General features: G+C 61.7%; 23 protein-coding genes. 18 read left to right on the forward strand and 5 right to left on the reverse strand.

The window, feature by feature from the left end; all coding sequences use genetic code 11:
• Position 1: 1 nt before the first annotated feature.
• Positions 2-595, reverse strand: coding sequence for a transglycosylase SLT domain-containing protein (locus ACLKMW_RS00455; protein ID WP_415722403.1), 594 nt, complete (start codon positions 593-595; stop codon positions 2-4).
• Positions 596-750: 155 nt separating this feature from the next.
• Here ACLKMW_RS00455 and ACLKMW_RS00460 point away from each other — a divergent pair, with 155 nt between their 5' ends.
• The 7 genes from ACLKMW_RS00460 (at position 751) to ACLKMW_RS00490 (ending at position 7126) form a co-directional block, all read left to right on the forward strand.
• Positions 751-2289: a trimethylamine methyltransferase family protein gene (locus tag ACLKMW_RS00460; RefSeq protein WP_415722404.1), complete on the forward strand. Its 1539-nt coding sequence runs from the start codon at positions 751-753 to the stop codon at positions 2287-2289.
• Positions 2290-2391: 102 nt separating this feature from the next.
• A complete protein-coding gene (locus ACLKMW_RS00465; protein ID WP_415722405.1) occupies positions 2392-2637 on the forward strand; it encodes a type II toxin-antitoxin system VapB family antitoxin in 246 nt (81 codons plus the stop codon).
• Positions 2637-3029 carry a type II toxin-antitoxin system VapC family toxin gene (locus tag ACLKMW_RS00470; RefSeq protein WP_415722406.1) on the forward strand — a complete coding sequence of 131 codons (393 nt, stop codon included), beginning with the start codon at positions 2637-2639 and terminating at the stop codon, positions 3027-3029. Before ACLKMW_RS00465 ends, ACLKMW_RS00470 begins: the two co-directional genes overlap by 1 nt.
• 128 nt (positions 3030-3157) lie before the next feature.
• A complete protein-coding gene (locus ACLKMW_RS00475) occupies positions 3158-4513 on the forward strand; it encodes an NAD(P)-dependent oxidoreductase (protein WP_415722407.1) in 1356 nt (451 codons plus the stop codon).
• A gap of 194 nt (positions 4514-4707) precedes the next feature.
• Positions 4708-6033, forward strand: coding sequence for an NAD-dependent dihydropyrimidine dehydrogenase subunit PreA (gene preA, locus ACLKMW_RS00480; RefSeq protein WP_415722408.1), 1326 nt, complete (start codon positions 4708-4710; stop codon positions 6031-6033).
• Between the two features lie 105 nt (positions 6034-6138).
• The gene (locus ACLKMW_RS00485) at positions 6139-6648 is read left to right on the forward strand and encodes an RrF2 family transcriptional regulator (RefSeq protein ID WP_415722409.1); all 510 of its coding nucleotides are present in this window, start codon (positions 6139-6141) and stop codon (positions 6646-6648) included.
• A 31-nt stretch (positions 6649-6679) separates the two neighbouring features.
• The gene (locus ACLKMW_RS00490; RefSeq protein WP_415722738.1) at positions 6680-7126 is read left to right on the forward strand and encodes a carboxymuconolactone decarboxylase family protein; all 447 of its coding nucleotides are present in this window, start codon (positions 6680-6682) and stop codon (positions 7124-7126) included.
• Between the two features lie 76 nt (positions 7127-7202).
• Here the strand turns inward: ACLKMW_RS00490 and ACLKMW_RS00495 are convergent, their stop codons facing one another.
• The gene (locus ACLKMW_RS00495; protein ID WP_415722410.1) at positions 7203-7841 is read right to left on the reverse strand and encodes a TetR family transcriptional regulator C-terminal domain-containing protein; all 639 of its coding nucleotides are present in this window, start codon (positions 7839-7841) and stop codon (positions 7203-7205) included.
• 225 nt (positions 7842-8066) lie between these two features.
• On the opposite strand from ACLKMW_RS00495, the gene aptA reads away from it, so the two are divergent.
• The 8 genes from aptA (at position 8067) to ACLKMW_RS00535 (ending at position 16076) form a co-directional block, all read left to right on the forward strand.
• Positions 8067-9395 carry an omega-aminotransferase AptA gene (gene aptA, locus ACLKMW_RS00500; RefSeq protein ID WP_415722411.1) on the forward strand — a complete coding sequence of 443 codons (1329 nt, stop codon included), beginning with the start codon at positions 8067-8069 and terminating at the stop codon, positions 9393-9395.
• A gap of 97 nt (positions 9396-9492) precedes the next feature.
• Positions 9493-10743 (forward strand): Zn-dependent hydrolase, encoded by a 1251-nt coding sequence (locus ACLKMW_RS00505; protein WP_415722412.1) that lies wholly within the window; start codon positions 9493-9495, stop codon positions 10741-10743.
• 292 nt (positions 10744-11035) lie between these two features.
• The gene (locus ACLKMW_RS00510) at positions 11036-11827 is read left to right on the forward strand and encodes an ABC transporter ATP-binding protein (RefSeq protein WP_415722413.1); all 792 of its coding nucleotides are present in this window, start codon (positions 11036-11038) and stop codon (positions 11825-11827) included.
• 76 nt (positions 11828-11903) lie between these two features.
• Complete coding sequence (locus ACLKMW_RS00515; RefSeq protein ID WP_415722414.1) at positions 11904-12491, forward strand: endonuclease domain-containing protein; 588 nt, start codon at positions 11904-11906, stop codon at positions 12489-12491.
• Positions 12491-13369, forward strand: a complete 879-nt coding sequence (locus ACLKMW_RS00520; RefSeq protein WP_415722415.1) for an ABC transporter permease — start codon at positions 12491-12493, stop codon at positions 13367-13369. The genes ACLKMW_RS00515 and ACLKMW_RS00520 overlap by 1 nt, the downstream gene beginning before the upstream one ends.
• Entirely contained in the window at positions 13366-14493 is a 1128-nt protein-coding gene (locus ACLKMW_RS00525; RefSeq protein WP_415722416.1) for an ABC transporter permease, read from the forward strand. Before ACLKMW_RS00520 ends, ACLKMW_RS00525 begins: the two co-directional genes overlap by 4 nt.
• A gap of 22 nt (positions 14494-14515) precedes the next feature.
• Positions 14516-15481: an ABC transporter substrate-binding protein gene (locus tag ACLKMW_RS00530; RefSeq protein ID WP_415722417.1), complete on the forward strand. Its 966-nt coding sequence runs from the start codon at positions 14516-14518 to the stop codon at positions 15479-15481.
• Positions 15482-15635: 154 nt separating this feature from the next.
• Positions 15636-16076 (forward strand): CHRD domain-containing protein, encoded by a 441-nt coding sequence (locus ACLKMW_RS00535; protein ID WP_415722739.1) that lies wholly within the window; start codon positions 15636-15638, stop codon positions 16074-16076.
• A 33-nt stretch (positions 16077-16109) separates the two neighbouring features.
• Here the strand turns inward: ACLKMW_RS00535 and ACLKMW_RS00540 are convergent, their stop codons facing one another.
• From ACLKMW_RS00540 to ACLKMW_RS00550, 3 genes are all read right to left on the reverse strand, one after another.
• Positions 16110-17759, reverse strand: a complete 1650-nt coding sequence (locus tag ACLKMW_RS00540; RefSeq protein WP_415722418.1) for a thiamine pyrophosphate-binding protein — start codon at positions 17757-17759, stop codon at positions 16110-16112.
• Entirely contained in the window at positions 17756-18931 is a 1176-nt protein-coding gene (locus ACLKMW_RS00545) for a CaiB/BaiF CoA transferase family protein (RefSeq protein WP_415722419.1), read from the reverse strand. The genes ACLKMW_RS00540 and ACLKMW_RS00545 overlap by 4 nt, the downstream gene beginning before the upstream one ends.
• A gap of 90 nt (positions 18932-19021) precedes the next feature.
• Complete coding sequence (locus ACLKMW_RS00550; protein ID WP_415722420.1) at positions 19022-19948, reverse strand: alpha/beta fold hydrolase; 927 nt, start codon at positions 19946-19948, stop codon at positions 19022-19024.
• A gap of 226 nt (positions 19949-20174) precedes the next feature.
• On the opposite strand from ACLKMW_RS00550, the gene ACLKMW_RS00555 reads away from it, so the two are divergent.
• From ACLKMW_RS00555 to ettA, 3 genes are all read left to right on the forward strand, one after another.
• Positions 20175-21101 carry an ABC transporter ATP-binding protein gene (locus ACLKMW_RS00555; RefSeq protein WP_415722421.1) on the forward strand — a complete coding sequence of 309 codons (927 nt, stop codon included), beginning with the start codon at positions 20175-20177 and terminating at the stop codon, positions 21099-21101.
• Entirely contained in the window at positions 21098-21859 is a 762-nt protein-coding gene (locus ACLKMW_RS00560) for an ABC transporter permease (RefSeq protein ID WP_415722422.1), read from the forward strand. The genes ACLKMW_RS00555 and ACLKMW_RS00560 overlap by 4 nt, the downstream gene beginning before the upstream one ends.
• Before the next feature lie 106 nt (positions 21860-21965).
• Positions 21966-23615, forward strand: a complete 1650-nt coding sequence (gene ettA, locus ACLKMW_RS00565; RefSeq protein WP_415722423.1) for an energy-dependent translational throttle protein EttA — start codon at positions 21966-21968, stop codon at positions 23613-23615.
• Positions 23616-23628 lie beyond the last annotated feature (13 nt).

Raw genomic sequence — 23628 nt, forward strand, 5'->3', positions numbered from 1 at the left:
ATCAGCGGCACTGCCTGAGTTGGGCGGCATATCTCTGCGCCATCGCCTCGGTTTCGCGGGCATAGCGCTGGATACCGGCATTGTTTTTCCAACTGCCGCGCTTGAAGCCGGTCCAGCCGTGATAATAGGCGAGATAGAGGTGATAGGTGTCGTTGCGGGCGACGCCATATTTGTCGGCCGTCTTGGCGTGATACCAGCCGACGAAATCCACCGCGTCGGCGAAATTGCTGCGCCTTGCGGCGAAATTCCCGGTCTCGAGCCGGTATTGCGACCAGGTGCCATCCAGTGCCTGGGAATAGCCATAGGCGCTGGAAGCGCGCTTCCAGGGAATGAAGCCCAAGAGCTTGGTACGAGGCGGTCGGGCGTTGCCTTTGAAGCCGGATTCCTTGCGCACCGTCGCCATCAGCACCGGAACCGGCACGCCGTGTTTGCGCTCGGCGCGTTCGGCGGCGGCCTGCCAGTTGTTGAACCACCCGTCCCGCTGCTCGAATACGGCGCAGACATTGTTGATGCGGCTCGGCGGCGTGGCGCAGGCGGACAATCCCGCCAGCAACAGGGTGACCGGTAAAACTCGACTAAAATTGAACCTACGCATTCGGGAAGCATTAGGCGGAAAAAATAAAAGGAGTCTTGCGAGCGTCCTTAACCAATAGGCCGCCTCCGGTGTCGATGCCGCCATGGTTAAAATCACGCCGGCAAGGGGCGCATTTCTGGCAGACCGGAAGGGCAGCGGGGGCTTTGATACCGGTCATGACGGCACATCGCAGCAGACGCGGCAGTGACCGGCGCCATGGCAGGGAACCTGCTGCCATCGCGCAATTGCCGCTTCGCCGGGTACGCAATCCCTACCCGCCCATGGCGCTCTTGTCGGACGACCAGATCGAGGCGATCCACCAAGCCTCCATGCACATATTGGAGAATTTCGGTATCGAGGTGATGAACCCGCGTGCCCTGGCGCTTTTCGAAAACGCCGGCGCCAAGGTTAACCATGCGGCGCAGACGGTATGGCTCGACCGCGGCCTTGTGGCGGAGGCGCTGAAGACGACTCTCTCCGCCTATGCGCTGACGCCGCGCAATCCGGAGCGGAAAATCCACCTCGGCGGCGATACGGTCAATTTCACGCTGGTCGCCGGGCCGCCCAATGTTCACGACATGGAGCGGGGACGACGCGCCGGAAACCACCGCGACTATTGCGATCTGGTGCGGCTGGCACAGCATTTCAATTGCATCCACATGCTCGGCAACCAGGTCTGCGCGCCGGTGGAGATGCCCGCCAATTCCCGCCATCTCGATACCTATCTGGCCAATCTGCTGCTGACCGACAAAAGCTTCCATGTCTCGGCCATCGGTCGGGGCAGGGCGCTGGACGGTATCGAGATGATGGCGATCAGCCGCGGGCTGAGCGTGGACCAGATGCGCGACGATCCCGGCGTCACCACCATCATTTCCGTCAACTCGCCGCGCCGCTTCGACGATGCGATGACGGAGGGGCTGATGGCGATGGCCGAATACGGCCAGTCGGTTGCGGTCACGCCCTTTACTCTGATGGGCGCGATGAGCCCCGTGACGCTGGCCGGCGCGCTGGCGCAGCAGAACGCCGAGGCGCTGTTCGGCGTGGTGTTGACGCAACTGGTTCGGCCGGGCGCGCCGGTGATGTATGGGGCCTTCACGTCCAATGTCGATATGCGTTCCGGCGCACCGGCCTTCGGCACGCCGGAAAACGCCAAAGCCAATATTGCCTCCGGGCAATTGGCGCGGCGCTACAAGCTGCCATACCGCACGACGCCCGGTTCGGCTTCCAATGCAGCCGACGCGCAAGGCGCCTACGAGACGATGATGGCGCTGTGGGGCGCGGTGCTCGGTCACGGCAATCTGGTCTATCATGCCGCTGGCTGGCAGGAGGGCGGGCTGACGGCTTCGTTCGAAAAGCTGATCATCGACGTCGAGATGATCCAGCATATGATGGAGTTTCTGCGGCCGATCGAGGTGGATGCAGGCGAGCTGGCGCTGGAGGCACTGGAACGCGTGCCGACGGGCGGCCATTTCTTCGGCGACCCCCACACGCTGGAACGCTATTCGACGGCCTTCTACCAGCCGATGCTATCCAATTGGCAGAACCATGAGGCCTGGGCCGAGGCGGGCGGGCTGGACGCCACCGCGCGAGCGACGCGGCTGTGGAAGAAGGCGCTCGAAGAATATCAGCAACCCGCCTTGGACGCGTCGGTTTGTGAAGCGCTGGAGGCCTATGTGGCCAAGAGGAAGCGAGAGATCGGCAGCGGCGAGCCGTGAAAGACTGGAGTCGTCTCGGTGGCTTGATAATGTTCGCCTTGTGTTCTGAAATTGTACAAGCTATAATTCTTTTGTACAAACTACTTAAGGTTGGATACATGGATGGCTATACACGTTCAAGATGAAGACACCGATTGGCTGGTGAGGGAGTTTGCTCGCCGTCGCGGCATTGGAATAACAGCCGCAATAAAAGTGGCAGTCGAGGAAGCGATGGGCCACGAGAACCAAGGTGTGGAAGCGCTCGCTCATCGGATACGGCCTATTGTCGATCAGATAAAAACGCTGAAAACATCCGGATTTGATGAGGACAAGGCATTCATGGACGAGATGTGGGGAGAGGACAGTTAATGTATCTTGATAGTTCGGCAGTGGTCGCAATCCTGCTGGATGAGCCAGAAGCTCACCAATTGCTTTCACGGCTCTATGCTGCCGGGCGGACGGAAATATCGGTCGTTAACAAGGTGGAAGCTGCCCTGTCGATCGGTAGGATTATCAAGGACTATTCCTTGGCGGGTCGGCTGGTGGCCGAATTCCTGGACAAGGTTGGTGCCAAGATCTCGGCTGTCGCACCTGAAAGTTATGACGATGTTTTGCAGGCCTACACCCGTTACGGAAAGGGCACTGGCCATCCGGCAAAGTTGAATTTCGGTGACTGTTTTTCTTATGCTTTCGCCAAGCGCTCGGGGGTCCCACTGCTTTACAAAGGTGAAGATTTCTCTCAAACCGATTTGGCCGGCTAAATTAAAGATTGCTTCTGAAAACTTTTTGTTGGTCAGGCGTGTGCTTTTAGTTTCAGCCAAAAATTGACCAATTGATAAAAATCCAGAAAGTGCTAGCCTTCCCCAAAACACAATAATGGGGAATTGAAATGGCCGAAGGTCAGTTCAAGCAGGGCATAGCCGGAGGAAGGCTGGCGCCTGCGCAGTACGATGCGAATTTTTCCGACCTGCATCCGCCGCTGGACGATCATGAGGCGCTGGTCGAATCCGATCGCTGCTATTTCTGCTACGATGCGCCTTGCATGCAAGCATGTCCGACCTCGATCGACATTCCGCTGTTCATCCGCCAGATACAGACCGCAAATCCGCTCGGTTCGGCAAAAACCATTTTCGACCAGAACATCCTCGGCGGCATGTGCGCCCGCGTCTGTCCGACCGAAACGCTGTGCGAGGAGGCATGCGTGCGCGAGGCTGCCGAAGGCAAGCCGGTGCAGATCGGGCGGCTGCAGCGCTACGCCACCGACATCGCCATGGCCAAGAACCGGCAGTTCTATGAGCGCGCCGCGCCGACCGGCCGAAAGGTCGCAGTAGTCGGGGCAGGACCGGCCGGTCTGGCCGCGGCGCATCGACTGGCGCGCCATGGTCATGAGGTGACGATATTCGACGCAAGGCCGAAGGCAGGCGGCCTGAACGAATACGGCATTGCCGCCTACAAGAGCACCGATCAGTTCGCGCAGGCCGAGGTGGACTACGTGACCGCCATCGGCGGCATTGTCATCGAAAACGGCAAGGCGCTCGGCCGCGATTTTTCGCTGACGGAACTGACGGCGAAATATGACGCCGTGTTCCTTGGGCTTGGCCTCGCTGGGATCAATGCGCTGAATGCCGAAGGCGAGGACGCGGCCGGCGTCGAAAATGCCGTCGAGTTCATCGCGGAACTGCGCCAGGCAAGCGATCTGTCGAACCTGCCGGTCGGACGGCGTGTCGTCGTCATCGGCGGCGGCATGACCGCCATCGATGCGGCGGTGCAATCGAAGCTGCTCGGCGCCGAGGAGGTGACGATCTGCTACCGGCGCGGCCGGGAACATATGAACGCCTCGGGGTTCGAGCAGGATCTCGCCGCCGCCAACGGCGTCATCATCCGCCATTGGCTGCAGCCGAAGCGCGTCATTGCCGAGAACGGTACGGTTTCGGCGATCGAACTCGAATATACGGCGCTGAATGACGGTAGACTGACCGGCACCGGCGAGATGCTGGTGCTTGCCGCAGACCAGGTGTTCAAGGCGATAGGCCAGGCGTTCGAGCCGGCGGTGCTCAACGGCAGCGGCGCGTCAATCGCCCTGGAGGGTGGAAGGATCGTTGTCGATGGAGAGGGCCGCACGTCGCTCTCCAAGGTGTGGGCCGGCGGCGACTGCATTCGAGGCGGTGATGACTTGACCGTCACCGCGGTCGCGCAGGGTCGCGACGCCGCCGAATCCATTCACCGGACATTGATGGCGGGATAAGGCTCAATGTCGCCCTCACCGGCTCGCTTCGCTCGCCACCTCTCCCCGAGGGGAGAGGAGGGGCTCGATGTGCCGCCGGTTTCTTTTCTCCAGCGGGGAGAAAACGACCTGAAGGACCGGAGGAGGCGGCGGTGTGCCGCGGCCTCGAACATTTACCTTTGCTAGAACTCGATAGCGCCTAAGGGAGAAGACCCATGGCAGACCTCCGCAACGATTTCGTCGGGATCAAGTCGCCCAACCCGTTCTGGCTGGCCTCGGCGCCGCCGACCGACAAGGCCTACAATGTCGAGCGTGCGTTCAAGGCGGGCTGGGGCGGCGTGGTCTGGAAGACGCTCGGCGAGGATGGGCCGCCGGTGGTCAACGTCAATGGCCCGCGCTACGGGGCGATCTGGGGCGCTGACCGCCGCCTGCTCGGCTTCAACAACATAGAACTCATTACCGACCGTGAACTTCAGACCAATCTGCGCGAGATCAAGCAGGTCAAGCGCGACTGGCCCGACCGGGCGCTGGTGGTGTCACTGATGGTGCCTTGCGAGGAAGAGAGCTGGAAGGCGATCCTGCCGCTGGTCGAGGAAACCGGGGCCGATGGTGTCGAGCTCAACCTGGGCTGCCCGCACGGCATGAGCGAGCGCGGCATGGGATCGGCCGTCGGACAGGTGCCGGAATATATCGAAATGCTGGCGCGCTGGTGCAAGCAGCATACCCGCATGCCGGTGATCATCAAGCTGACGCCGAACATCACCGATATCCGCCATGCCGCCCGCGCGGCCAAGCGGGGCGGTGCCGACGCGGTGTCGCTGATCAATACGATCAACTCGATCACCTCCGTCGACCTCGATACGTTCTCGCCGGAACCGTCGATCGGCGGCAAGGGCTCGCATGGCGGCTATTGCGGCCCGGCGGTGAAGCCGATCGCGTTGCACATGGTGGCCGACATCGCGCGCGACCCTGAAACGCGCGACCTGCCCATTTCAGGCATAGGCGGCATCACGACCTGGCGCGACGCCGCAGAATTCCTGGCGCTTGGGGCCGGCAATGTGCAGGTGTGCACCGCCGCCATGACCTATGGCTTCAAGATCGTGCAGGAAATGATCTCAGGCCTGAGCGACTGGATGGACGAAAAGGGGCATGCAACGCTCGAAGACGTTATCGGCCGTGCCACGCCCAATGTCACGGATTGGCAGTATCTCAACCTCAACTACGTCGCCAAGGCGCATATAGACCAGGACCTCTGCATCAAATGCGGCCGTTGCCACATCGCCTGCGAGGACACGTCGCATCAGGCGATCACCAACCGGGTCGATGGCATGCGCCATTTCGAGGTGATCGAGGAGGAGTGCATCGGCTGCAATCTCTGCGTCAATGTCTGTCCGGTGGAGAACTGCATCACCATGGAGCCGCTGGCGCCGGGCATGCTCGACAGGCGCACCGGCAAGCTCGTGTCTTCGGTCTACGCCAACTGGACCCAGCATCCGAACAATCCGATGGCGAGGCCGCAGGTGGCCGAACCGGCGGAGTAACGAAGACAGGATCGCGAGAAAGCGGCGCCGGCGCCGCTTTCTTCATTTCTCTATTGCGGACAATAATTATCCAGGATATGTTTTATCAATGATAGTGGAGAAGTCATGAAACTCGGCGAAGGCGTGGAAGCAGCCATTCATTGTGCTGCGATGCTGGCGGGCGTTGAAGGGGCGGCTACCTTGCCGGCCAGCGCCATGGCCGAGGCGTTCGGTCTTTCGCCGAGCTATCTGCTGAAGCACCTCAATGCATTGACCGCCGCTGACATCCTGGAATCGGTGCCGGGTCCTTCGGGCGGATACCGCTTGGCGCGACCGGCGGAGCGCATAACGTTGCTCGATATTGTGCTGGCGGTGGAGGGGCCGCAGCCGGCTTTCCGTTGCGGCGAGATTCGCCAGCGCGGCCCGGTGAAGCTCGATCCATCCGTCTATGCCAAGCCGTGCGGCATCAATATGGCGATGCAGAGAGCGGAGAAAGCCTATCGCGCGGCGCTGGCCGCCGAGCGGCTTTCCGGCATCGTTGCCGATTTCATGAGCGGGGCCGACCCGCGCGCGGTAGCTGCCAGCTGCGCCTTCGTCGGGCGTCACCAGCGGCCGCAGAAATCTTCCCAGGCATGAAAACAGGAAAGGAAAGAGCGTGAAAGCCAGAATGGAATTCTACAGCAAGGCGCCGGAACTGATGAAGGCCGTCTACGGGCTCGGCAATGCCGTGAACGAATGCGGTCTGGAAAAGGGCCTGCTGCATCTCATCAAGCTACGCGCTTCGCAGATCAATGGCTGTTCGTTCTGCGTCGACATGCACAGCCGCGAGGCCCGCCAGGATGGCGAGACCGAGCAGCGGCTTTACCTCGTCGTGGCATGGAAGGAATCGCCGCTGTTCACCACGCGCGAGCGTGCGGCCTTCGCCTGGACCGAGGCCGTGACGAGAATCGCGGATGCCGGCGTTTCTGATCAGCTTTATGAAGAGACTCGGAAGCACTTCTCGGAAGAAGAAATGACCAAGCTCACCGTGGCGCTTGGCATGATCAATGTCTGGAATCGCCTATGCGTGAGCTTCCATGCCATCCATCCGGTTGAAAGCGCCAAAGCCGCGTAGCCTTTCCATGTAATCCTGAACGGCTCTGAGCCAAAGCCAATGAGGCGCCGGCGTCATCGGCGCCTCTTGAGGCGGCTCATGTCTTTGGCCTCAGCCCGTCGAGAAACAGATTTTCGAGAAACCGCGCGGCGTCCTCGAAACGGCCGTCGCCGCCGCGTTCCGGTCCCAGCACGGCGCGAACCTGCACGTCGAAATCGGCATAGTGCTGGGTCGTCGCCCAGATCGAGAAAATCAGGTGCCATGGATCGGTCCGGGCGATCTTGCCATCGCGCATCCAGCCTTTGATAATTTCGGCCTTCTCGTCGCAAAGCGTTTTCAGTTCGCCTTCCAGCAGAGGCATGATGCGTGGCGCGCCTTGCAGGATCTCATTGGCGAAGAGCCGGCTTTCGCGCGGATAGTCGCGGGCCATCTCCAGCTTGCGGCGGATATAGGAGCGGATTTCACTGATCGGATCGCCACTCTCGTCGAATTCGCGCAGCGGCGCCAGCCAGGTTTCCAGCAGGCGCTCCATCAGCGTTTCGTGGATGTCTTCCTTGCGGCGGAAATAATAGAGCACGTTCGGTTTCGACATGCCGGCCGCCTCGGCGATCTGGTCGATCGTCGAGCCGCGAAACCCGTTGGCCGAGAAAACCTCCAGCGCCGCTTCGAGAATGATTTCGCGCTTCTCGCGCTGGATGCGCGTGCGGCGCGCCGGCGCTTCGCTTTCCATGTTCATTGCCGTCTCGCGCCAAGCGGGCTTCCGTGGACCAATCCGCTGGACCAGTTTCTCTGAAGGCGTGGAGCGCGATTTCGTTCGGGCATATGGGCTACTATCCCCCTTGACCGTCTAACTGGCGGTGCTAACGTTTGTCCAATCGGTCAAAATTTGCGTAGCATATAAGCTCGTCCGGGACCAAGCGTTGGCGCATCGAAACTGGGGCCCTAAAAGGAAAGCTTGGTCATGTCCAATCGAAAAAATATAGCGCCGAACGATCTCAGCGCCTTCTGGATGCCGTTCACCTCCAACCGGCAGTTCAAGCAGGCGCCGCGAATGCTGGTCGCCGCCAAGGACATGCACTACACGGCAAGCGATGGCCGCAAGATACTCGACGGTACGTCGGGCCTGTGGTGCGTGAATGCCGGCCATTGCCGACCGAAAATCACCGAGGCCATCCAGAACCAGGCGGCCGAACTCGATTATGCGCCGGCGTTTCAGATGGGACATCCCATCGTATTCGAACTGGCCAATCGCCTCGTCGACATCGCACCGCAGGGCATGGACCATGTGTTCTTCACCAATTCCGGTTCGGAATCGGTGGAGACCGCTCTGAAGATCGCGCTTGCCTACCATCGCGTCAAAGGCGAGGGCGCGCGCACCCGCCTCATCGGCCGCGAGCGCGGCTATCACGGCGTCAATTTCGGCGGCATCTCGGTCGGCGGCATCGTATCCAATCGCAAGATGTTCGGAACATTGCTGAGCGGCGTCGATCACATGCCGCATACGCATCTGCCCGAGAAGAATGCATTCTCGCGCGGCGTGCCGGAACATGGAGCGGAACTTGCCGATGAACTGGAGCGCATCGTGACGCTGCACGATGCCTCGACCATCGCGGCCGTCATCGTCGAGCCGGTCGCGGGCTCGACCGGCGTGCTGATCCCGCCGAAGGGTTATCTGCAGAGATTGCGCGACATCTGCACAAAGCACGGCATCCTGCTGATTTTCGATGAAGTCATCACCGGTTTCGGCCGCTTGGGCACGCCGTTTGCGGCGGACTATTTCGGCGTCACCCCCGATATCATCACCACGGCCAAGGGCGTGTCGAACGGGGTCATTCCGATGGGCGCGGTTTTCGTCCGCAAGGAAATCCACGATGCCTTCATGACCGGTCCCGAGCATCTGATCGAGTTTTTCCACGGCTACACCTATTCGGGCAATCCGATCGCCTCCGCGGCGGCACTGGCCACGCTCGATACCTATAAGGAAGAAGGCCTGCTGACGCGTGGCGCCGAGCTTGCGCCCTATTGGGAGGAAGCGCTGCATTCGCTGAAGGGCGAGCCGCATGTCATCGACATCCGCAATATCGGCCTCGTCGGCGCGGTCGAACTGGAGTCGATACAAGGCAGCCCGTCGAAGCGGGCCTTCTCGGCTTTCGTCAAGGCCTTTGAACAAGGCGCGCTGATCCGCACCACCGGCGACATCATCGCGCTATCGCCGCCGCTGATCGTCAGCAAGGGCCAGATCGACGAACTGGTGGATCATGTCCGTGACGTGCTGCGAGCGATCGAGTAAGCTGCCGATTGAGGTCGGCGCCTGAAGCGGCGCCGGCCTCCCGGCTGCAAAAACAACAAAGCCGCCGGCAAACGGCGGCAACAAGGGAAGGGGAAAGATGGCGGCTCCGGGCGAGAATCTGCGAATCAATTCAGATCGCTTGTGGGATTCCATCATGGAAATGGCGAAGATCGGCCCCGGTATCGCCGGCGGCAACAATCGCCAGACGCTGACCGATGCCGATGGGGTTGGCCGCCACCTTTTCAAGAAGTGGTGCGAGGCGGCGGGGCTTGAAACCAGCGTTGACCAGATGGGCACGATGTTTGCCCGCCGCGAGGGCACGGACCCGCAAGCACTGCCGGTCTATGTCGGCAGCCATCTCGACACGCAGCCGACCGGCGGAAAGTACGACGGCGTGCTTGGCGTGCTCGGCGGGCTGGAGATCATCCGCTCGCTCGACGATCTCGGCATCAAGACCCGGCATCCGATCGTGGTGACCAACTGGACGAACGAGGAGGGCACGCGCTTTGCGCCGGCGATGCTTGCTTCGGGCGTGTTCGCCGGGGTGCATGAGCAGGACTGGGCCTACGATCGCAAGGATGCGGAAGGCAAGCGGTTCGGCGACGAGCTGGAGCGCATCGGCTGGAAGGGCGACGAGAAGGTTGGTGCCCGCAAGATGAAAGCCTTCTTCGAACTTCATATCGAGCAGGGTCCGATCCTGGAGGATGAAGGCATCGATATCGGCGTGGTCACCCACGGGCAGGGGCTGAAATGGCTCGAGGTCCGGCTTACCGGCAAGGAGAGCCACACCGGTTCGACGCCGATGCCCAAGCGGCGCAATGCGGGCCTTGGCATGGCGCGGGTGACGGAACTGGTGCACGAGATCGCCATGGACTACCAGCCCGACGCGGTGGGCGCCATCGGTCATATGGAAGCCTATCCGAATTCGCGCAACATCATCGCCGGACGCACCGTCTTTACCATCGATATCCGCTCTCCAAACAAGGAAGTGCTGGACGAAATGGACGAGCGCATCCGCGCCGGTATCGCCACCATATGCGAGGCGCTCGACATCTCGGTCGAGATCGAGCAGGTCGGCCATTTCGATCCCGTCACCTTCGATGAGGGCTGCGTGAAGGCGATCCGCGACGCAGCCGACCGCCTCGGCTACTCGCACCGCAACATCGTCTCAGGTGCCGGGCACGATGCCTGCTGGATCAACCGCGTGGCGCCAACGGCGATGGTGATGTGCCCCTGCGTCGACGGATTGAGCCACAACGAGGCGGAAGAGATTTTTCCGGAATGGGCTGCGGCCGGCTGCGACGTGCTGTTTCACGCGGTTGTCGAGACGGCCGTGATCGTGGAGTAGAGGCACGCCTACAATATGCAGGCCGACGGGCTCGGAGAAGCGCGCGGCAGAAAAGGGGAATTCAGAATTGGACACCATCGTTCAAGCCACGCCGGGTTGAGTCCGCAGCCGTTCGGACCGGACGCGGGCCCTCTTGCCTGTCCCCGGTCGGAGTTGCGGGCGTCCACTCACGCGATGAATCAGGTGGAGGCGATATCCTGTTGTTTTCCCGATTCTTCGTTCGCGCCGGCCATTGCCGGCGCCGCGCCAGCAATGCTCTAATCGAGCGGCATGAAATTTGGGAAGAGCCAGCTTGCAGCCAGCACCACAAGCAGTCGTCGAAGCCAACCGTCTGGGCCTGACATTCCATACCGGCGACGGGCCTGTGCAGGCGCTGTCGAATGTCGATCTCACCATCAACAAGGGTGAGTTCGTTTCCTTCATCGGGCCGTCCGGCTGCGGCAAGACGACGCTCCTGCGCGTCATTGCGGATCTTGAAAAGCCGACCTCGGGATCGATCCGCATCAACGGCATGAGCGCCGAGCAGGCCAGGCAGGCTCGGGCCTATGGCTATGTGTTCCAGGCCGCAGCCCTCTACCCGTGGCGCACCATCGAGAGCAACGTCGCTCTGCCGCTGGAAATCATGGGCATTGCGCGCGAGGAACAGAAAGCACGCATCAAGCGCACGCTCGATCTGGTCAATCTCTCCGGCTTTGAGAAGAAATATCCGTGGCAACTGTCGGGAGGCATGCAGCAGCGCGCCTCGATCGCGCGCGCACTCGCCTTCGACGCCGATCTTCTGTTGATGGACGAGCCGTTCGGAGCTCTGGACGAGATCGTGCGCGACTATCTCAACGAGCAGCTCCTGGAACTTTGGAAGCGGACCGACAAGACGATATGCTTCGTAACCCATTCAATCCCCGAAGCGGTCTATCTGTCGACGCGCATTGTCGTCATGTCGCCGCGTCCGGGCAGGGTGACCGACGTGATCGAATCAACGCTGCCGCACGAGCGCCCCCTGGATATCCGCGAGACGCCGGAATTCCTGGCGATCGCGGCGCGGGTTCGCGACGGCCTGCGGGCAGGGCACAGCTATGAGGATTGAGGCGGCGCATGGCATGGGACCTCCTCTCCCCATCGGGGAGAGGGTGGCCGCGGAGCGGGCGGGTGAGGGGGCCGTCATGGCTGATCCGACCAAGAGAAAGCCAGGAGCAACTGCTCGCGCTCGTTTGCTTCGCGCGAATGAAACCGAAGCGGAATATCGGCTCTGGGGCGAACTGAGGGGACGGCATCTCAACGGGTACAAATTTACCAGGCAAGTACCGCTCGGCTCCTATGTCGTCGATTTTCTTTGCCGGGAAAAGATGCTCATCGTGGAGGTGGACGGCAGCCAGCATGCGGACGCAGCGTGGGATGAGCGGCGAACGAAGTGGTTGAACGCGCGGGGCTACTCGGTGCTTCGTTTCTGGAACCAGGAAGTTTTGGCCGAACGAAGGTCGGTGCTTGAAACGATACTTGCCGTCCTGGACGGTCGTATTTCTTCCCCCTCACCCGGCCTTCGCTTCGCTCCGGCCACCCTCTCCCCGAGGGGAGAGGAGGTCGAAAATCACGGCCGTCCAGTGCTTCGGCACGGCAGAGTTTGTCCAGAGGTGCGACAGGTCGCGGCGGGCGTCTCCTCTCCCCTCGGGGAGAGGGTGGCCGGAGCGAAGCGAAGGCCGGGTGAGGGGGGGCCTGTCGTCGGCGGTCGTCAGTCGCGGAGAGATCGATAATGGATCGGCTGCGCGACAAGGTCGTCCCGGTAAGCGTGATTGTGGCGATGATCGTCGTCGTCTGGTACGGCTTTGCCGCGGTGCTCAACGGTCCGTTCCAGCGCGATCTCGATCGGCGTGCGGGCGAGACGCCGGGCTTTGTGGAGTTCATGGTGAAGACGTGGTCGCAGCCGAAGCCGACGCTGCCGGCGCCGCATCAGGTGGCGCAGAACTTCTTCAAGACCACCTTTCAGGTCAAGCCATGGAGCGCGCGCAGCCTCGTCTACCATTCCTGGGTAACGCTCTCCTCGACCATGCTCGGCTTTGCCTTCGGCACGGCGCTCGGCATCCTCATCGCAGTCGGCATCGTGCACTTCCTGGCGCTCGACCGCAGCCTGATGCCGTGGATCATCGCCTCGCAGACTATCCCCATCCTGGCGATCGCGCCGATGGTCATCGTCGTTTTTGCCGCCATCGGCATCACCGGGCTGTTCCCCAAGGCGCTGATTTCGACCTATCTGTCGTTTTTTCCCGTCGCAGTCGGCATGGTGAAGGGCCTGCGTTCGCCTGAAGTCATGCATCTCGACCTGATGCATACCTATAATGCGAGTGCCGCGCAGACGTTTTGGAAGCTTCGCGTGCCGGCCTCACTGCCGTTCCTGTTCGCCTCGATGAAGGTGGCGGTGGCGGCAAGCCTGGTCGGCGCCATCGTCGCCGAACTGCCGACCGGGGCTGTGGCCGGTATCGGCGCCAAGCTCCTGTCGGGTTCCTATTACAGCCAGACCATCGAGATGTGGGCGGCCCTCGTTGCCGGTTCGCTGGTCGCGGTGCTGCTTGTCGCCATGGTCGGTGCGGCCGGGCGCATCACCGAGCGCGCCATGGGCGGGAGGCCGGCATGAAGCGGCTCCGTCTCTCCTGGCAGGCTGTCTCGGCGATTGTCCTGTGTTTGCTGGCGGTGGCGACCCTGCCGTTGGCGGGCGCGGCGGGCAATGCGCCGTTCGCGGGCAGTTCGACGGCACTGGTTCTTGCTCTGGTCGCGGTCTCTGCCTTCGCCTCCATGATGGTGCGTTCGGCGCCGCTTGCTTCGGCGATATTGTTCGTCGGCGCGCATGGCGCGGCCTGGGTGCTGATCAGCGGGATCGCCGGCAATGAGGGTGCGGCGCGCGCCTCCTTCTTCCTCCTGATTGCGGCGGCCTGGCTGCTGGCATGGCGCTGCGTGAGCGAACTCGCGTCGATCCGCACGGCGGACCGCGCCGGCAACGCCTTCCTTCGCCTTGCCATCCCGACGATTTTCGGCGTCTGGATACTGGTGTTGTGGGAGGCGGTGGTGCGCGGGGCCGGCATCCCCTTCCTGCTGCTGCCGCCGCCGAGCGCCATTGCCGCCAGAATCGCCAACTCCGTGCCGGTGTTGGCGGCCGATGTGAACCAGACCATCTTCAAGGCCGTGCTGGTCGGCTATGTGCTTGGCTGCGGCGCCGGCTTCGCGGCGGCAATCGCTGCGGATCGCTTCGTGTTCCTGCGGCGCGGGCTGCTGCCGATCGGCAATATGGCGGCGGCGCTGCCGATCATCGGCGTGGCGCCGATCATGGTGATGTGGTTCGGCTTCGACTGGCAGTCGAAGGCCGCGGTCGTGGTGGTCATGACCTTTTTCCCCATGCTGGTGAACACCGTCGTCGGTCTTGCCGCTTCAGGCCATATGGAACGCGACCTGATGCGCACCTACGCTTCGAGCTATTGGCAGACGCTGTTCAAGCTCAGATTGCCCTCGGCGATGCCGTTCATCTTCAACGCGCTCAAGATCAATTCGACGCTGGCGCTGATCGGCGCGATCGTCGCCGAATTCTTCGGCACCCCGGTCGTCGGCATGGGGTTCCGCATATCGACCGAGGTCGGGCGGATGAACATCGACATGGTCTGGGCCGAGATCGCAGTTGCGGCGGTTGCGGGTTCGGTCTTCTATGGCGCGGTAGCCCTCGTCGAAAGGGCAGTCACGTTTTGGCATCCGTCTATCCGTGGTGGATAGGCGCACTTCGGAGGGTGGAAAAATGAGAAAACTGATTGTTTCCATGCTGGCCGGCGCGATGTCGCTGGCGGCCGTGCAGGCATGGGCGGCCGACGAGGTGACGCTGCAACTGAAGTGGGTGGCGCAGGGCCAGTTCGGCGGCTATTTCGTCGCCAAGGACAAGGGCTTCTATGAGGAGGAAGGGCTCGACGTCGAGATCAAGCCCGGCGGCCCGGATATCGCGCCCGAACAGGTGATCGCCGGCGGCGGCGCCGATGTCGTGGTGACCTGGATGGCGGCCGCGCTTTCGGCTCGCGACAAGGGCGTGCCGCTGGTCAATATCGCCCAGCCGTTCCAGAAATCCGGCCTTCAACTGATCTGCCCGAAGGACGGCCCTGTGAAGACGGAAGCGGACTTCAAGGGTCACACGCTCGGCGTCTGGTTCTTCGGCAACGAGTATCCGTTCTATGCCTGGATGAACAAGCTCGGCCTTTCGACCGAGGGTGGCGCCGATGGCGTGACCGTATTGAAGCAGAGCTTCGACGTGCAGCCGCTGATACAGAAGCAGGCCGATTGCATTTCGGTCATGACCTATAACGAATATTGGCAGGCGATCGATGCCGGCTTCAAACCGGAAGACCTGATCGTGTTCAACTATACCGAACTCGGCAACGACCTTCTGGAAGACGGCCTCTATGTGCTGGAAGACAAGCTCAAGGATCCGGCCTTCGAGGACAAGATGGTGCGCTTCGTGCGCGCCTCGATGAAGGGCTGGAAATATGCCGTCGAGCACCCGGATGAAGCCGCGGAAGCCGTGCTGGATGCCGGCGGGCAAGACGAGAACCACCAGAAGCGGATGATGGGCGAAGTGGCCAAGCTGATCGGTGACGGCAAGCTCGACCCGGCGCTTTACGAGCGCACCGCCAAGGCGCTGCTCGACCAGAAGATCATCAGCAAGGAGCCGGAGGGCGCCTATACGACCGCCATCACCGACAAGGCGCTGAAATAGTCTCTACCACAAACGGATCATGGAAGGGGCGGGCAACCGCCCCTTTTTCTTTGGCCGAAAGCAACTTCCTGCCGTTGTTTCCGTTACTTCGCTGTTCCGGGGTGGCGAATACGCGCTTCCCAGGTGGAACATGTTTCAAATGGGAGGAAGTAAAATGATACTCTCCAAATTTTCGCCGCTGCTTGCGGGGGTGGCCCTCTCCACCACGTTGATGATGTCGCCGGCATTAGCCGAGATGGCGAAATTCAGTGCGACGATGGATGGAGGCCAGGAAGTTCCTCCGGTCACCACAGAGGCCAAGGGCACGGCGGACATCACTTTCGACACGGAAACCAAGCAGCTCGAGTGGACGCTGGAGTATTCCGGCCTCAGCGGCGAGGCGTCGGGCGCGCATTTCCACGGTCCTGCGGCCGAGGGTGAGAATGCGGATGTCGCCGTGCCGATACCTGATGCTGCCAGCGGCTCGAAAGGATCGGCAACGCTGACCGACGCGCAGGCCGCAGATCTGATGGCCGGTAAATATTATGTCAATATTCATACCGCCCAGCATGGCGATGGCGAGATTCGAGGCCAGGTCAAGAAAGCGGGCATGTAGCCGAAATCAGAGGGGCGGGAAACCGCCCCTTCCTCACCGTTTCTCGCGAATGTCCGTCATCGTCCGGGTTGGGGTGATTGCCTCGGGGTCGAGCCTGATTTCGATGATCCCCGGCTTGCCGCTATCGCGTGCCCGCTCGAAGGCGGGAGCGAAGTCGGCGGTTTTCTCCACCGTTTCACCGTGCCCGCCATAGGCGCGGGCAAGTGCTGCGAAATCCGGATTGTTCAGGTTGGTGGCGACAACGCGGCCCGGATATTCGCGTTCCTGATGCATGCGGATGGTGCCGTAAATGCCATTGTTGACGATGATGACGATGATCGGCAGCGCATATTGCACGGCGGTGGCGAATTCCTGTCCATTCATCATGAAACAGCCATCGCCGGCAAAGGCGACGACCATGCGGTCAGGGTAGAGCGCCTTGGCCGCCACTGCTGCCGGGGTGCCATAGCCCATAGAGCCGGAAGCCGGCGCGCCTTGCGTGCCATAACCCCGGAAGCGATGGAAGCGGTGGACCCAGGTGGCGTAGTTGCCGGCGCCATTGGTGAGAATGGCGTCTTCGGGCAGCACGCTGGCCAGATAGGTGATGATCGGCCCCATCTGCACCGCGCCGGGTCCGGTTTCCGGCGGGGTCGACCATTCGAGATAGTTTTCGTGCAGCTCTTTCGTTTGCTCGGCCCAGACCTGCGTGTTGGTCGGTTTGCGCGTGGCGAATGCCTCGGCGAAAGCCGACGGCGAGGCGTTGATGGCAAGGGTCGGCCGGTAGACGCGGCCAAGCTCGCTGCTGTCGGGATGGACATGGACCAGCTTCTGGTCGGGATAGGGGCTTTTCAGCAGGGTGTAGTCGGAGGAAGGCATTTCGCCGAAACGCCCGCCGACAAGCAGCACCAGATCCGATTGCTTGATATAGGCGGAAAGCTTCGGATTGATGCCGATGCCGACATCGCCGACATAGTTTTGGTGAAGATGGTCGAACAGCATCTGGCGGCGGAACTGCACGCCAACCGGCAAGGACCAGGTCTCGGAAATACGTTGGAAATTCGCGACCGCCGCCTCGCTCCACCGCGTGCCGCCGAGAATGGCGATGGGACGTGATGCGCCTGCAAGCAGCTTTTCCAACTCCGCAAGCTCTGCGTCTCCCGGCCAAGTCTCGACCGGGGTGAAAGGAAGGGCAGAAGGTGCATCGGCCATGCTGGTCAGCATGTCTTCGGGCAGGGAGATGACCACCGGACCCGGCCGGCCGGAAGTCGCCACGGAGAAGGCGCGGGTGACGATCTCGGGGATGCGCGCGGCATCCTCGATCTCGGTCGCCCATTTGACGATCGGACCGTAGAAAGCGCGGTAGTCGATCTCCTGAAAGGCTTCGCGCTCCTTGGCGTGGCTGGCAACCTGGCCGATGAACAGGATGAGCGGAATGGAATCCTGTCGTGCGATATGGATGCCGGCCGAGGCGTTCGTTGCGCCCGGCCCGCGAGTGACGAAGCATATGCCAGGCCGGCCGGTCAGCCTGCCGTGGCAGTCGGCCATCATCGCGGCGCCGCCTTCCTGCCGGCAGACGATGGTCTCAATCGGCGAGTCGTGCAGCGCGTCCAGGACGGCGAGATAGGATTCGCCCGGCACGCAGAAGATGCGCTCGACGCCGTTTGCCTCGAGAGATTCAACGATCAGTTGCCCGCCGGTCCTCATGATCTTTGCTGCTCCAATTCGGCAAGAATCTCTTGCGTATGCTCGCCAAGGCGAGGCGAGGGGCGCTGATAGGCAAGCGGCGTCCGCGACATCACCATCGGCGCGCGCACCGAAGGCAACAGATTGCCGTGTCCGTCATCCAGATCAAGCCGCATGCCGCGCGCGATCGCCTGCGGGTCCGAGAACATCTGGCCGATCGTGTTGATCGGGCTTGCCGGAACACCGGCCTTTTCCAGCGCCGCAAGCAGTGCATCCCGTTCGAAGTCCGCAAGACGCCCGACCATGGCCTCCCGAAGCGCCTCACGGTTGGCAACACGCGCGGCATTGGTGGCATAGGCAGGATCATCGGCCAGAGCATCGAGGCCGATGGCGGCGCAGAATTTGCGGAACTGCCCGTCATTGCCGACGGCGAGGATGAAATGGCCATCCTTGACCGGCAGCACCTCGTAGGGCGCAATATTGGGATGGGCGTTGCCCATCTGCGCAGGCGAGGTGCCGGAAACGAGGAAGTTCAGGTTCTGGTTGGCCAGCACCGAGATCTGGCTGTCGAACAGGGCCATGTCGATGTGCTGGCCTTCGCCGGTAGCCTCGGCATGGCGCAAGGCGGCCTGAATGGCGATGACCGAGTAGAGACCGGTAAACAGGTCGGTGACCGCAACCCCCACCTTCTGCGGTTCGCCATCGGCCGGGCCGGTGATCGACATCAGGCCGGACATGCCCTGGATGATAAAGTCGTAGCCGGCACGCGGCGCGTAGGGACCATCCTGGCCAAAGCCGGTGATCGAGCAATAGACGAGGCGCGGATTGATCTTGCGCAGCGTCTCGTAGTCGAGGCCATATTTCTTCAGGCCGCCGAGCTTGAAGTTCTCGATCAGCACATCGGCGGTGGCGACGAGCTTTCTCACCGTCTCGGCACCCTCCGACGTCGAGAAGTCTATGGCAATGGAGCGCTTGCCGCGATTGCAGGAATGATAATAGGCGGCCGACAGGTTCTCGCCGTCATGGCCCTCGACGAAGGGCGGCCCCCATTTGCGCGTATCGTCGCCGCCGTTCGGGCTCTCGACCTTGATGACATCCGCGCCCAGATCGGCGAGCAACTGGCCGGCCCAGGGGCCGGCGAGGATGCGGGCGAGTTCGATGACGCGGATGCCATGCAGTGGAGGGTTGGTCATAAAGCGCCCGGGTGATTGCGACTAATGCTAGGCTCTAACAAATCTTGGCCCACCATGTCACGGTTGTTGCATGGGGCCAGTGCAGAGGCATCATGTCACTTTCTTTGCCCATATAGCGAATTCTTCCATGATGAAGTTTCGATTCACCTCGTTCAGGCTTTCGTGGCGGGTTTCGGCGTAAATCGTTGAAACAAGATTCAAAAAGCCCCGAGCCCTGAGGCGCCTCGCGAGTGCGGTGACGGTTCTGCCGCCGTCGGTTGCGGGATCATTCGCCCCGCCGACGAGATAGAAGGGCATGTCCCGGCGAACCTTCGAGAAATTGCGGTCGTCGGCGCCGAGGAAGATCATTTGGAACACATCCTGCCACAGCGACACGCAGGCGTCCCAACCGCAGAGCGGATCGGCAACATATTTATCGACCTCTTCCGGATCGCGCGACAGCCAGTCGAATTCGGTGCGGCGACCGGGAATTTTGCGCGCCCATTCCTGAAAGGTGAGCCTCGGCAACTGGCGCGAGGGCATGTCGGAACCGAGGCGGAACCGCTCATAGGCAAGCACCGCCTGCGCCAGTCGGCCGAGCGCGCCGGCGGTGAAATTCGCGTTCCAGATCGCTGCGGCGTGAACGGTGCCGGGGTGGCGAAGCACATAGTTGAAGGCGATGACGCCGCCCAGCGAATGGCCGAAGATGATAATCGGCAGGCCGGGGTGCTCATGTGCGATGAGATCGTGGATGGCGGCGACATCGGCGATAAGCTTGGCCACGCCGTCACGCTTTGCAAAGATGCCGGGTGGGGCATCCGGCGCCGTGGTGTGGCCGTGGCCGCGATGGTCATGGGCGTAGGTGTGAAAGCCATGCCCGGCCAGGAAATCGGCAAGTCGCTGGTAGCGGGCGGCGTGCTCGGCAAGTCCGTGATTGACCTGAACCACGCCGCGTGGCGCCGCATCCGCATGGCGGACATAGAGGTTCAATCGCGCGCCGGTCGGCGAATCGTGAATTCTTTGACTGTCGAACGGCATGACTGAGTTCCCCGGCGCCGCGACTGTTGGTCATGCAGGCAGGCGCGTCAAGGGCCGCAGCCGACCGTGTCGGCCCATCGGCAGTTGCTATGTCAGCAAGTTGGTTGCGCCGGCCTTGTGCTCGATGATTCAACTCATATATTCGGTCGCCTCACATTCGGCTCGAATCCCGCCGCGCCTTCGCGAATTGCCGAAAGCGCCGCCATCAAAAAGCAATGTCATCACCATGCAGCCGATCATTTCCGTCAAGAATCTCTCCAAGACTTATGCGTCAGGCTTCCATGCGCTGAAGGACGTCGATCTGGAGATTCGCCGGGGTGAAATCTTCGCCCTGCTCGGCCCCAATGGCGCCGGCAAGACGACGCTGATCAGCATCATCTGCGGCATCGTCAACCCGACGCAAGGCACAGTGATTGCCGACGGACATGACATCATTACTGCTTATCGTGCCGCTCGTTCCCGGATCGGGCTGGTGCCGCAGGAACTCACCACCGATGCCTTCGAGACCGTCTGGGCGACGGTCAGCTTCAGCCGAGGGCTGTTCGGCAAGGCACCGAACCCGGCCCATATCGAGAAGGTGCTGAAGGACCTGTCGCTGTGGGACAAAAAGGACAACAAGATCATGACGCTTTCCGGCGGCATGAAGCGCCGCGTGATGATCGCCAAGGCCTTGTCGCACGAACCGCAGATCCTGTTCCTGGATGAACCGACCGCCGGGGTCGATGTCGAGCTGCGACGCGACATGTGGGATGTGGTGCGATCGCTGCGTGACACCGGCGTCACCATCATCCTGACCACGCACTACATCGAAGAGGCCGAGCAGATGGCCGACCGCATCGGCGTGATCAGCCATGGCGAGATCATCCTGGTGGAGGAGAAGGCCGAGCTGATGCGCAAGCTCGGCAAAAAGCAGCTTACGCTTCAACTTCAAGGCCCGCTTGAACATTTGCCAGACCGGCTTTCCGCCTATGGATTGGAACTCGCCAACGGTGGCGACGAGCTGGTCTATACCTATGACACGCAGAGCGAGCGCACCGGCATCACCTCGCTGCTCCAGGACCTTACCGCGGCGGGCATCAGGTTCAAGGACCTGCAGACGAAGCAAAGCTCCCTGGAGGAGATATTCGTGAATCTGGTGAGGAAGCGGCCATGAACCTCCATGCGATACGCGCCATCTATGTATTTGAAATGGCGCGCACATTCCGTACGCTTTTGCAAAGCATCGTCTCGCCGGTCATCTCGACGTCGCTCTATTTTGTCGTCTTCGGCTCGGCGATAGGCTCGCGCATCAGCGAGATCGGCGGGATCAGCTATGGCGCCTTCATCGTGCCGGGGCTGATCATGCTATCGCTGCTCACGCACAGCATCTCCAACGCCTCGTTCGGCATCTATTTCCCGAAATTCGTCGGCACGATCTATGAGCTTCTATCCGCACCGATTTCATACCTTGAGATCGTCATCAGCTATGTTGGAGCCGCCGCGACCAAATCGACGATGCTGGGCCTGATCATCCTGGCGACAGCGACGCTTTTCGTGCCGATCCGCATCGAACATCCGCTCTGGATGATGCTGTTCATGGTGCTGACGGCGGTGACGTTCAGCCTGTTCGGCTTCATCATCGGCATCTGGGCCGACAATTTCGAGAAGCTGCAACTGGTGCCGCTGCTGATCGTGACGCCGCTGACCTTCCTCGGCGGAAGCTTCTATTCCATCGACATGCTGCCGCCGTTCTGGCGGACTGTGACGCTGTTCAATCCGGTGCTTTATCTGGTCAGCGGCTTTCGCTGGAGCTTCTACGGCGTGGCCGACGTCAATGTCGGCATCAGCCTCGGCATGACGCTGGTGTTTCTTGGCGCCTGCCTTGTCGCGGTCTGGTGGATTTTCAAGACCGGCTGGCGGGTCAAGGCGTAGGCATCACCGCAACGCGACCAAACGCCGGCCCGAAAGCAATTGCCGTTTCCGCCCCTATCGCCTACATAGCGCCCAACTTCCGCTAACATCGACAGGAAAGCCAAGCGTGGCACGCCAGTTCATCTATCACATGGCCGATCTGACCAAGGCCTACGGCACCAAGAAGGTGCTGGAAAACATCCATCTTTCGTTCTACCCCGACGCCAAGATCGGCATTCTAGGCCCCAACGGCGCCGGCAAGTCGACGATCCTGAAGATCATGGCCGGGCTCGACAAGGAATATTCCGGCGAAGCCTGGCTGGCTGAAGGCGCAACCGTCGGCTACCTGGCGCAGGAACCCCAGCTCGATCCGACCAAGACCGTCTTCGAGAACGTCATGGAGGGCGTCGCCAAAAAGAAGGCCATCATCGAGCGCTACAACGAGCTGATGATGAACTACTCCGACGAGACGGCGGAGGAATCGGCGCATCTTCAGGACGAAATGGACCGGCTGAACCTCTGGGATCTCGAGCAGCAGGTCGAGATGGCGATGGACGCGCTGCAATGTCCGCCGAGCGACGCCGATGTGACCAAGCTTTCCGGTGGCGAGCGCCGCCGCGTGGCGCTTTGCCAGCTCCTGCTCAGCGAACCCGATTTGCTGCTGCTGGACGAGCCGACCAACCATCTCGACGCCGAAACGACGGCGTGGCTGGAAAAGCATCTACGCGCCTACAAGGGCGCCGTGCTGCTCATCACCCACGACCGCTACTTCCTCGACAACGTCACCGGCTGGATTCTCGAACTCGACCGCGGCCGCGGCATTCCCTACGAGGGCAACTACACCGCCTATCTGGAAGCCAAGGCCAAGCGCCTCAAGCAGGAAGGGCGCGAGGACGACGCGCGCCAGCGCGCGATCTCGCGCGAGCGCGAATGGATCGCCTCCAGCCCCAAGGCGCGCCAGACCAAATCGAAGGCCCGTATCAAGGCCTTCGAGGACCTTCTGGAGCAGGCCGACAAGCGCCGCCCCAGCGACACGCAGATCGTCATCCCGCATGGCGAGCGGCTCGGCAATGTGGTGATCGAAGTCGAGGGCCTGACGAAGGGCTATGGCGACCGCCTGCTGATCGAGGACCTCTCCTTCAAGCTGCCGCCCGGCGGCATCGTCGGCGTGATCGGCCCGAACGGCGCCGGCAAGACGACGCTGTTTCGCATGATCACCGGCCAGGAAACGCCCGACAGCGGTTCGATCCGCATCGGCGAAACGGTGAAACTCGGCTATGTCGACCAGAGCCGCGATGCGCTCGACCCCAGCAAGACGGTTTGGGAAGAGATTTCCGGCGGCGCCGAGGTGGTCAAGCTCGGCAAGCACGATGCCAATACGCGCGCCTATTGCTCGTCGTTCAATTTCCGGGGCGGCGACCAGCAGCAGAAGGTCGGCAATCTTTCCGGGGGCCAGCGCAACCGTGTGCATCTGGCCAAGATGCTGAAGACCGGCGGCAACGTACTCCTGCTTGACGAGCCGACCAACGATCTCGACACCGAAACCCTGGCGGCGCTCGAGGATGCGCTGGAAAACTATGCCGGCTGCGCCGTCATCATCTCGCACGACCGCATGTTCCTCGACCGACTGGCGACCCATATCCTCGCCTTCGAGGGTGACAGTCACGTCGAATGGTTCGAGGGCAATTTCGAGGATTATGAGAAGGACAAGATTCGCCGTCTCGGCCCCGATGCCACCAATCCGCATCGCATGACCTACAAGCGGTTGACGCGATAAGGGCGCATTTGCT

Origin of the sequence: Borborobacter xinjiangensis (assembly GCF_047739745.1) — a bacterium.
Classification (GTDB): Bacteria; Pseudomonadota; Alphaproteobacteria; order Rhizobiales; family Rhizobiaceae; genus Pseudaminobacter.

What these genes read in the sequence shown, in the direction of transcription:
- ACLKMW_RS00455 (WP_415722403.1), bottom strand. Translation starts at nt 595, where the DNA reads ATGCGTAGGTTCAATTTTAGTCGAGTTTTACCGGTCACCCTGTTGCTG.
- ACLKMW_RS00460 (WP_415722404.1), top strand. Translation starts at nt 751, where the DNA reads ATGACGGCACATCGCAGCAGACGCGGCAGTGACCGGCGCCATGGCAGG.
- ACLKMW_RS00465 (WP_415722405.1), top strand. Translation starts at nt 2,392, where the DNA reads ATGGCTATACACGTTCAAGATGAAGACACCGATTGGCTGGTGAGGGAG.
- ACLKMW_RS00470 (WP_415722406.1), top strand. Translation starts at nt 2,637, where the DNA reads ATGTATCTTGATAGTTCGGCAGTGGTCGCAATCCTGCTGGATGAGCCA.
- ACLKMW_RS00475 (WP_415722407.1), top strand. Translation starts at nt 3,158, where the DNA reads ATGGCCGAAGGTCAGTTCAAGCAGGGCATAGCCGGAGGAAGGCTGGCG.
- preA (WP_415722408.1), top strand. Translation starts at nt 4,708, where the DNA reads ATGGCAGACCTCCGCAACGATTTCGTCGGGATCAAGTCGCCCAACCCG.
- ACLKMW_RS00485 (WP_415722409.1), top strand. Translation starts at nt 6,139, where the DNA reads ATGAAACTCGGCGAAGGCGTGGAAGCAGCCATTCATTGTGCTGCGATG.
- ACLKMW_RS00490 (WP_415722738.1), top strand. Translation starts at nt 6,680, where the DNA reads ATGGAATTCTACAGCAAGGCGCCGGAACTGATGAAGGCCGTCTACGGG.
- ACLKMW_RS00495 (WP_415722410.1), bottom strand. Translation starts at nt 7,841, where the DNA reads ATGAACATGGAAAGCGAAGCGCCGGCGCGCCGCACGCGCATCCAGCGC.
- aptA (WP_415722411.1), top strand. Translation starts at nt 8,067, where the DNA reads ATGTCCAATCGAAAAAATATAGCGCCGAACGATCTCAGCGCCTTCTGG.
- ACLKMW_RS00505 (WP_415722412.1), top strand. Translation starts at nt 9,493, where the DNA reads ATGGCGGCTCCGGGCGAGAATCTGCGAATCAATTCAGATCGCTTGTGG.
- ACLKMW_RS00515 (WP_415722414.1), top strand. Translation starts at nt 11,904, where the DNA reads ATGGCTGATCCGACCAAGAGAAAGCCAGGAGCAACTGCTCGCGCTCGT.
- ACLKMW_RS00520 (WP_415722415.1), top strand. Translation starts at nt 12,491, where the DNA reads ATGGATCGGCTGCGCGACAAGGTCGTCCCGGTAAGCGTGATTGTGGCG.
- ACLKMW_RS00525 (WP_415722416.1), top strand. Translation starts at nt 13,366, where the DNA reads ATGAAGCGGCTCCGTCTCTCCTGGCAGGCTGTCTCGGCGATTGTCCTG.
- ACLKMW_RS00530 (WP_415722417.1), top strand. Translation starts at nt 14,516, where the DNA reads ATGAGAAAACTGATTGTTTCCATGCTGGCCGGCGCGATGTCGCTGGCG.
- ACLKMW_RS00535 (WP_415722739.1), top strand. Translation starts at nt 15,636, where the DNA reads ATGATACTCTCCAAATTTTCGCCGCTGCTTGCGGGGGTGGCCCTCTCC.
- ACLKMW_RS00540 (WP_415722418.1), bottom strand. Translation starts at nt 17,759, where the DNA reads ATGAGGACCGGCGGGCAACTGATCGTTGAATCTCTCGAGGCAAACGGC.
- ACLKMW_RS00545 (WP_415722419.1), bottom strand. Translation starts at nt 18,931, where the DNA reads ATGACCAACCCTCCACTGCATGGCATCCGCGTCATCGAACTCGCCCGC.
- ACLKMW_RS00550 (WP_415722420.1), bottom strand. Translation starts at nt 19,948, where the DNA reads ATGCCGTTCGACAGTCAAAGAATTCACGATTCGCCGACCGGCGCGCGA.
- ACLKMW_RS00555 (WP_415722421.1), top strand. Translation starts at nt 20,175, where the DNA reads ATGCAGCCGATCATTTCCGTCAAGAATCTCTCCAAGACTTATGCGTCA.
- ACLKMW_RS00560 (WP_415722422.1), top strand. Translation starts at nt 21,098, where the DNA reads ATGAACCTCCATGCGATACGCGCCATCTATGTATTTGAAATGGCGCGC.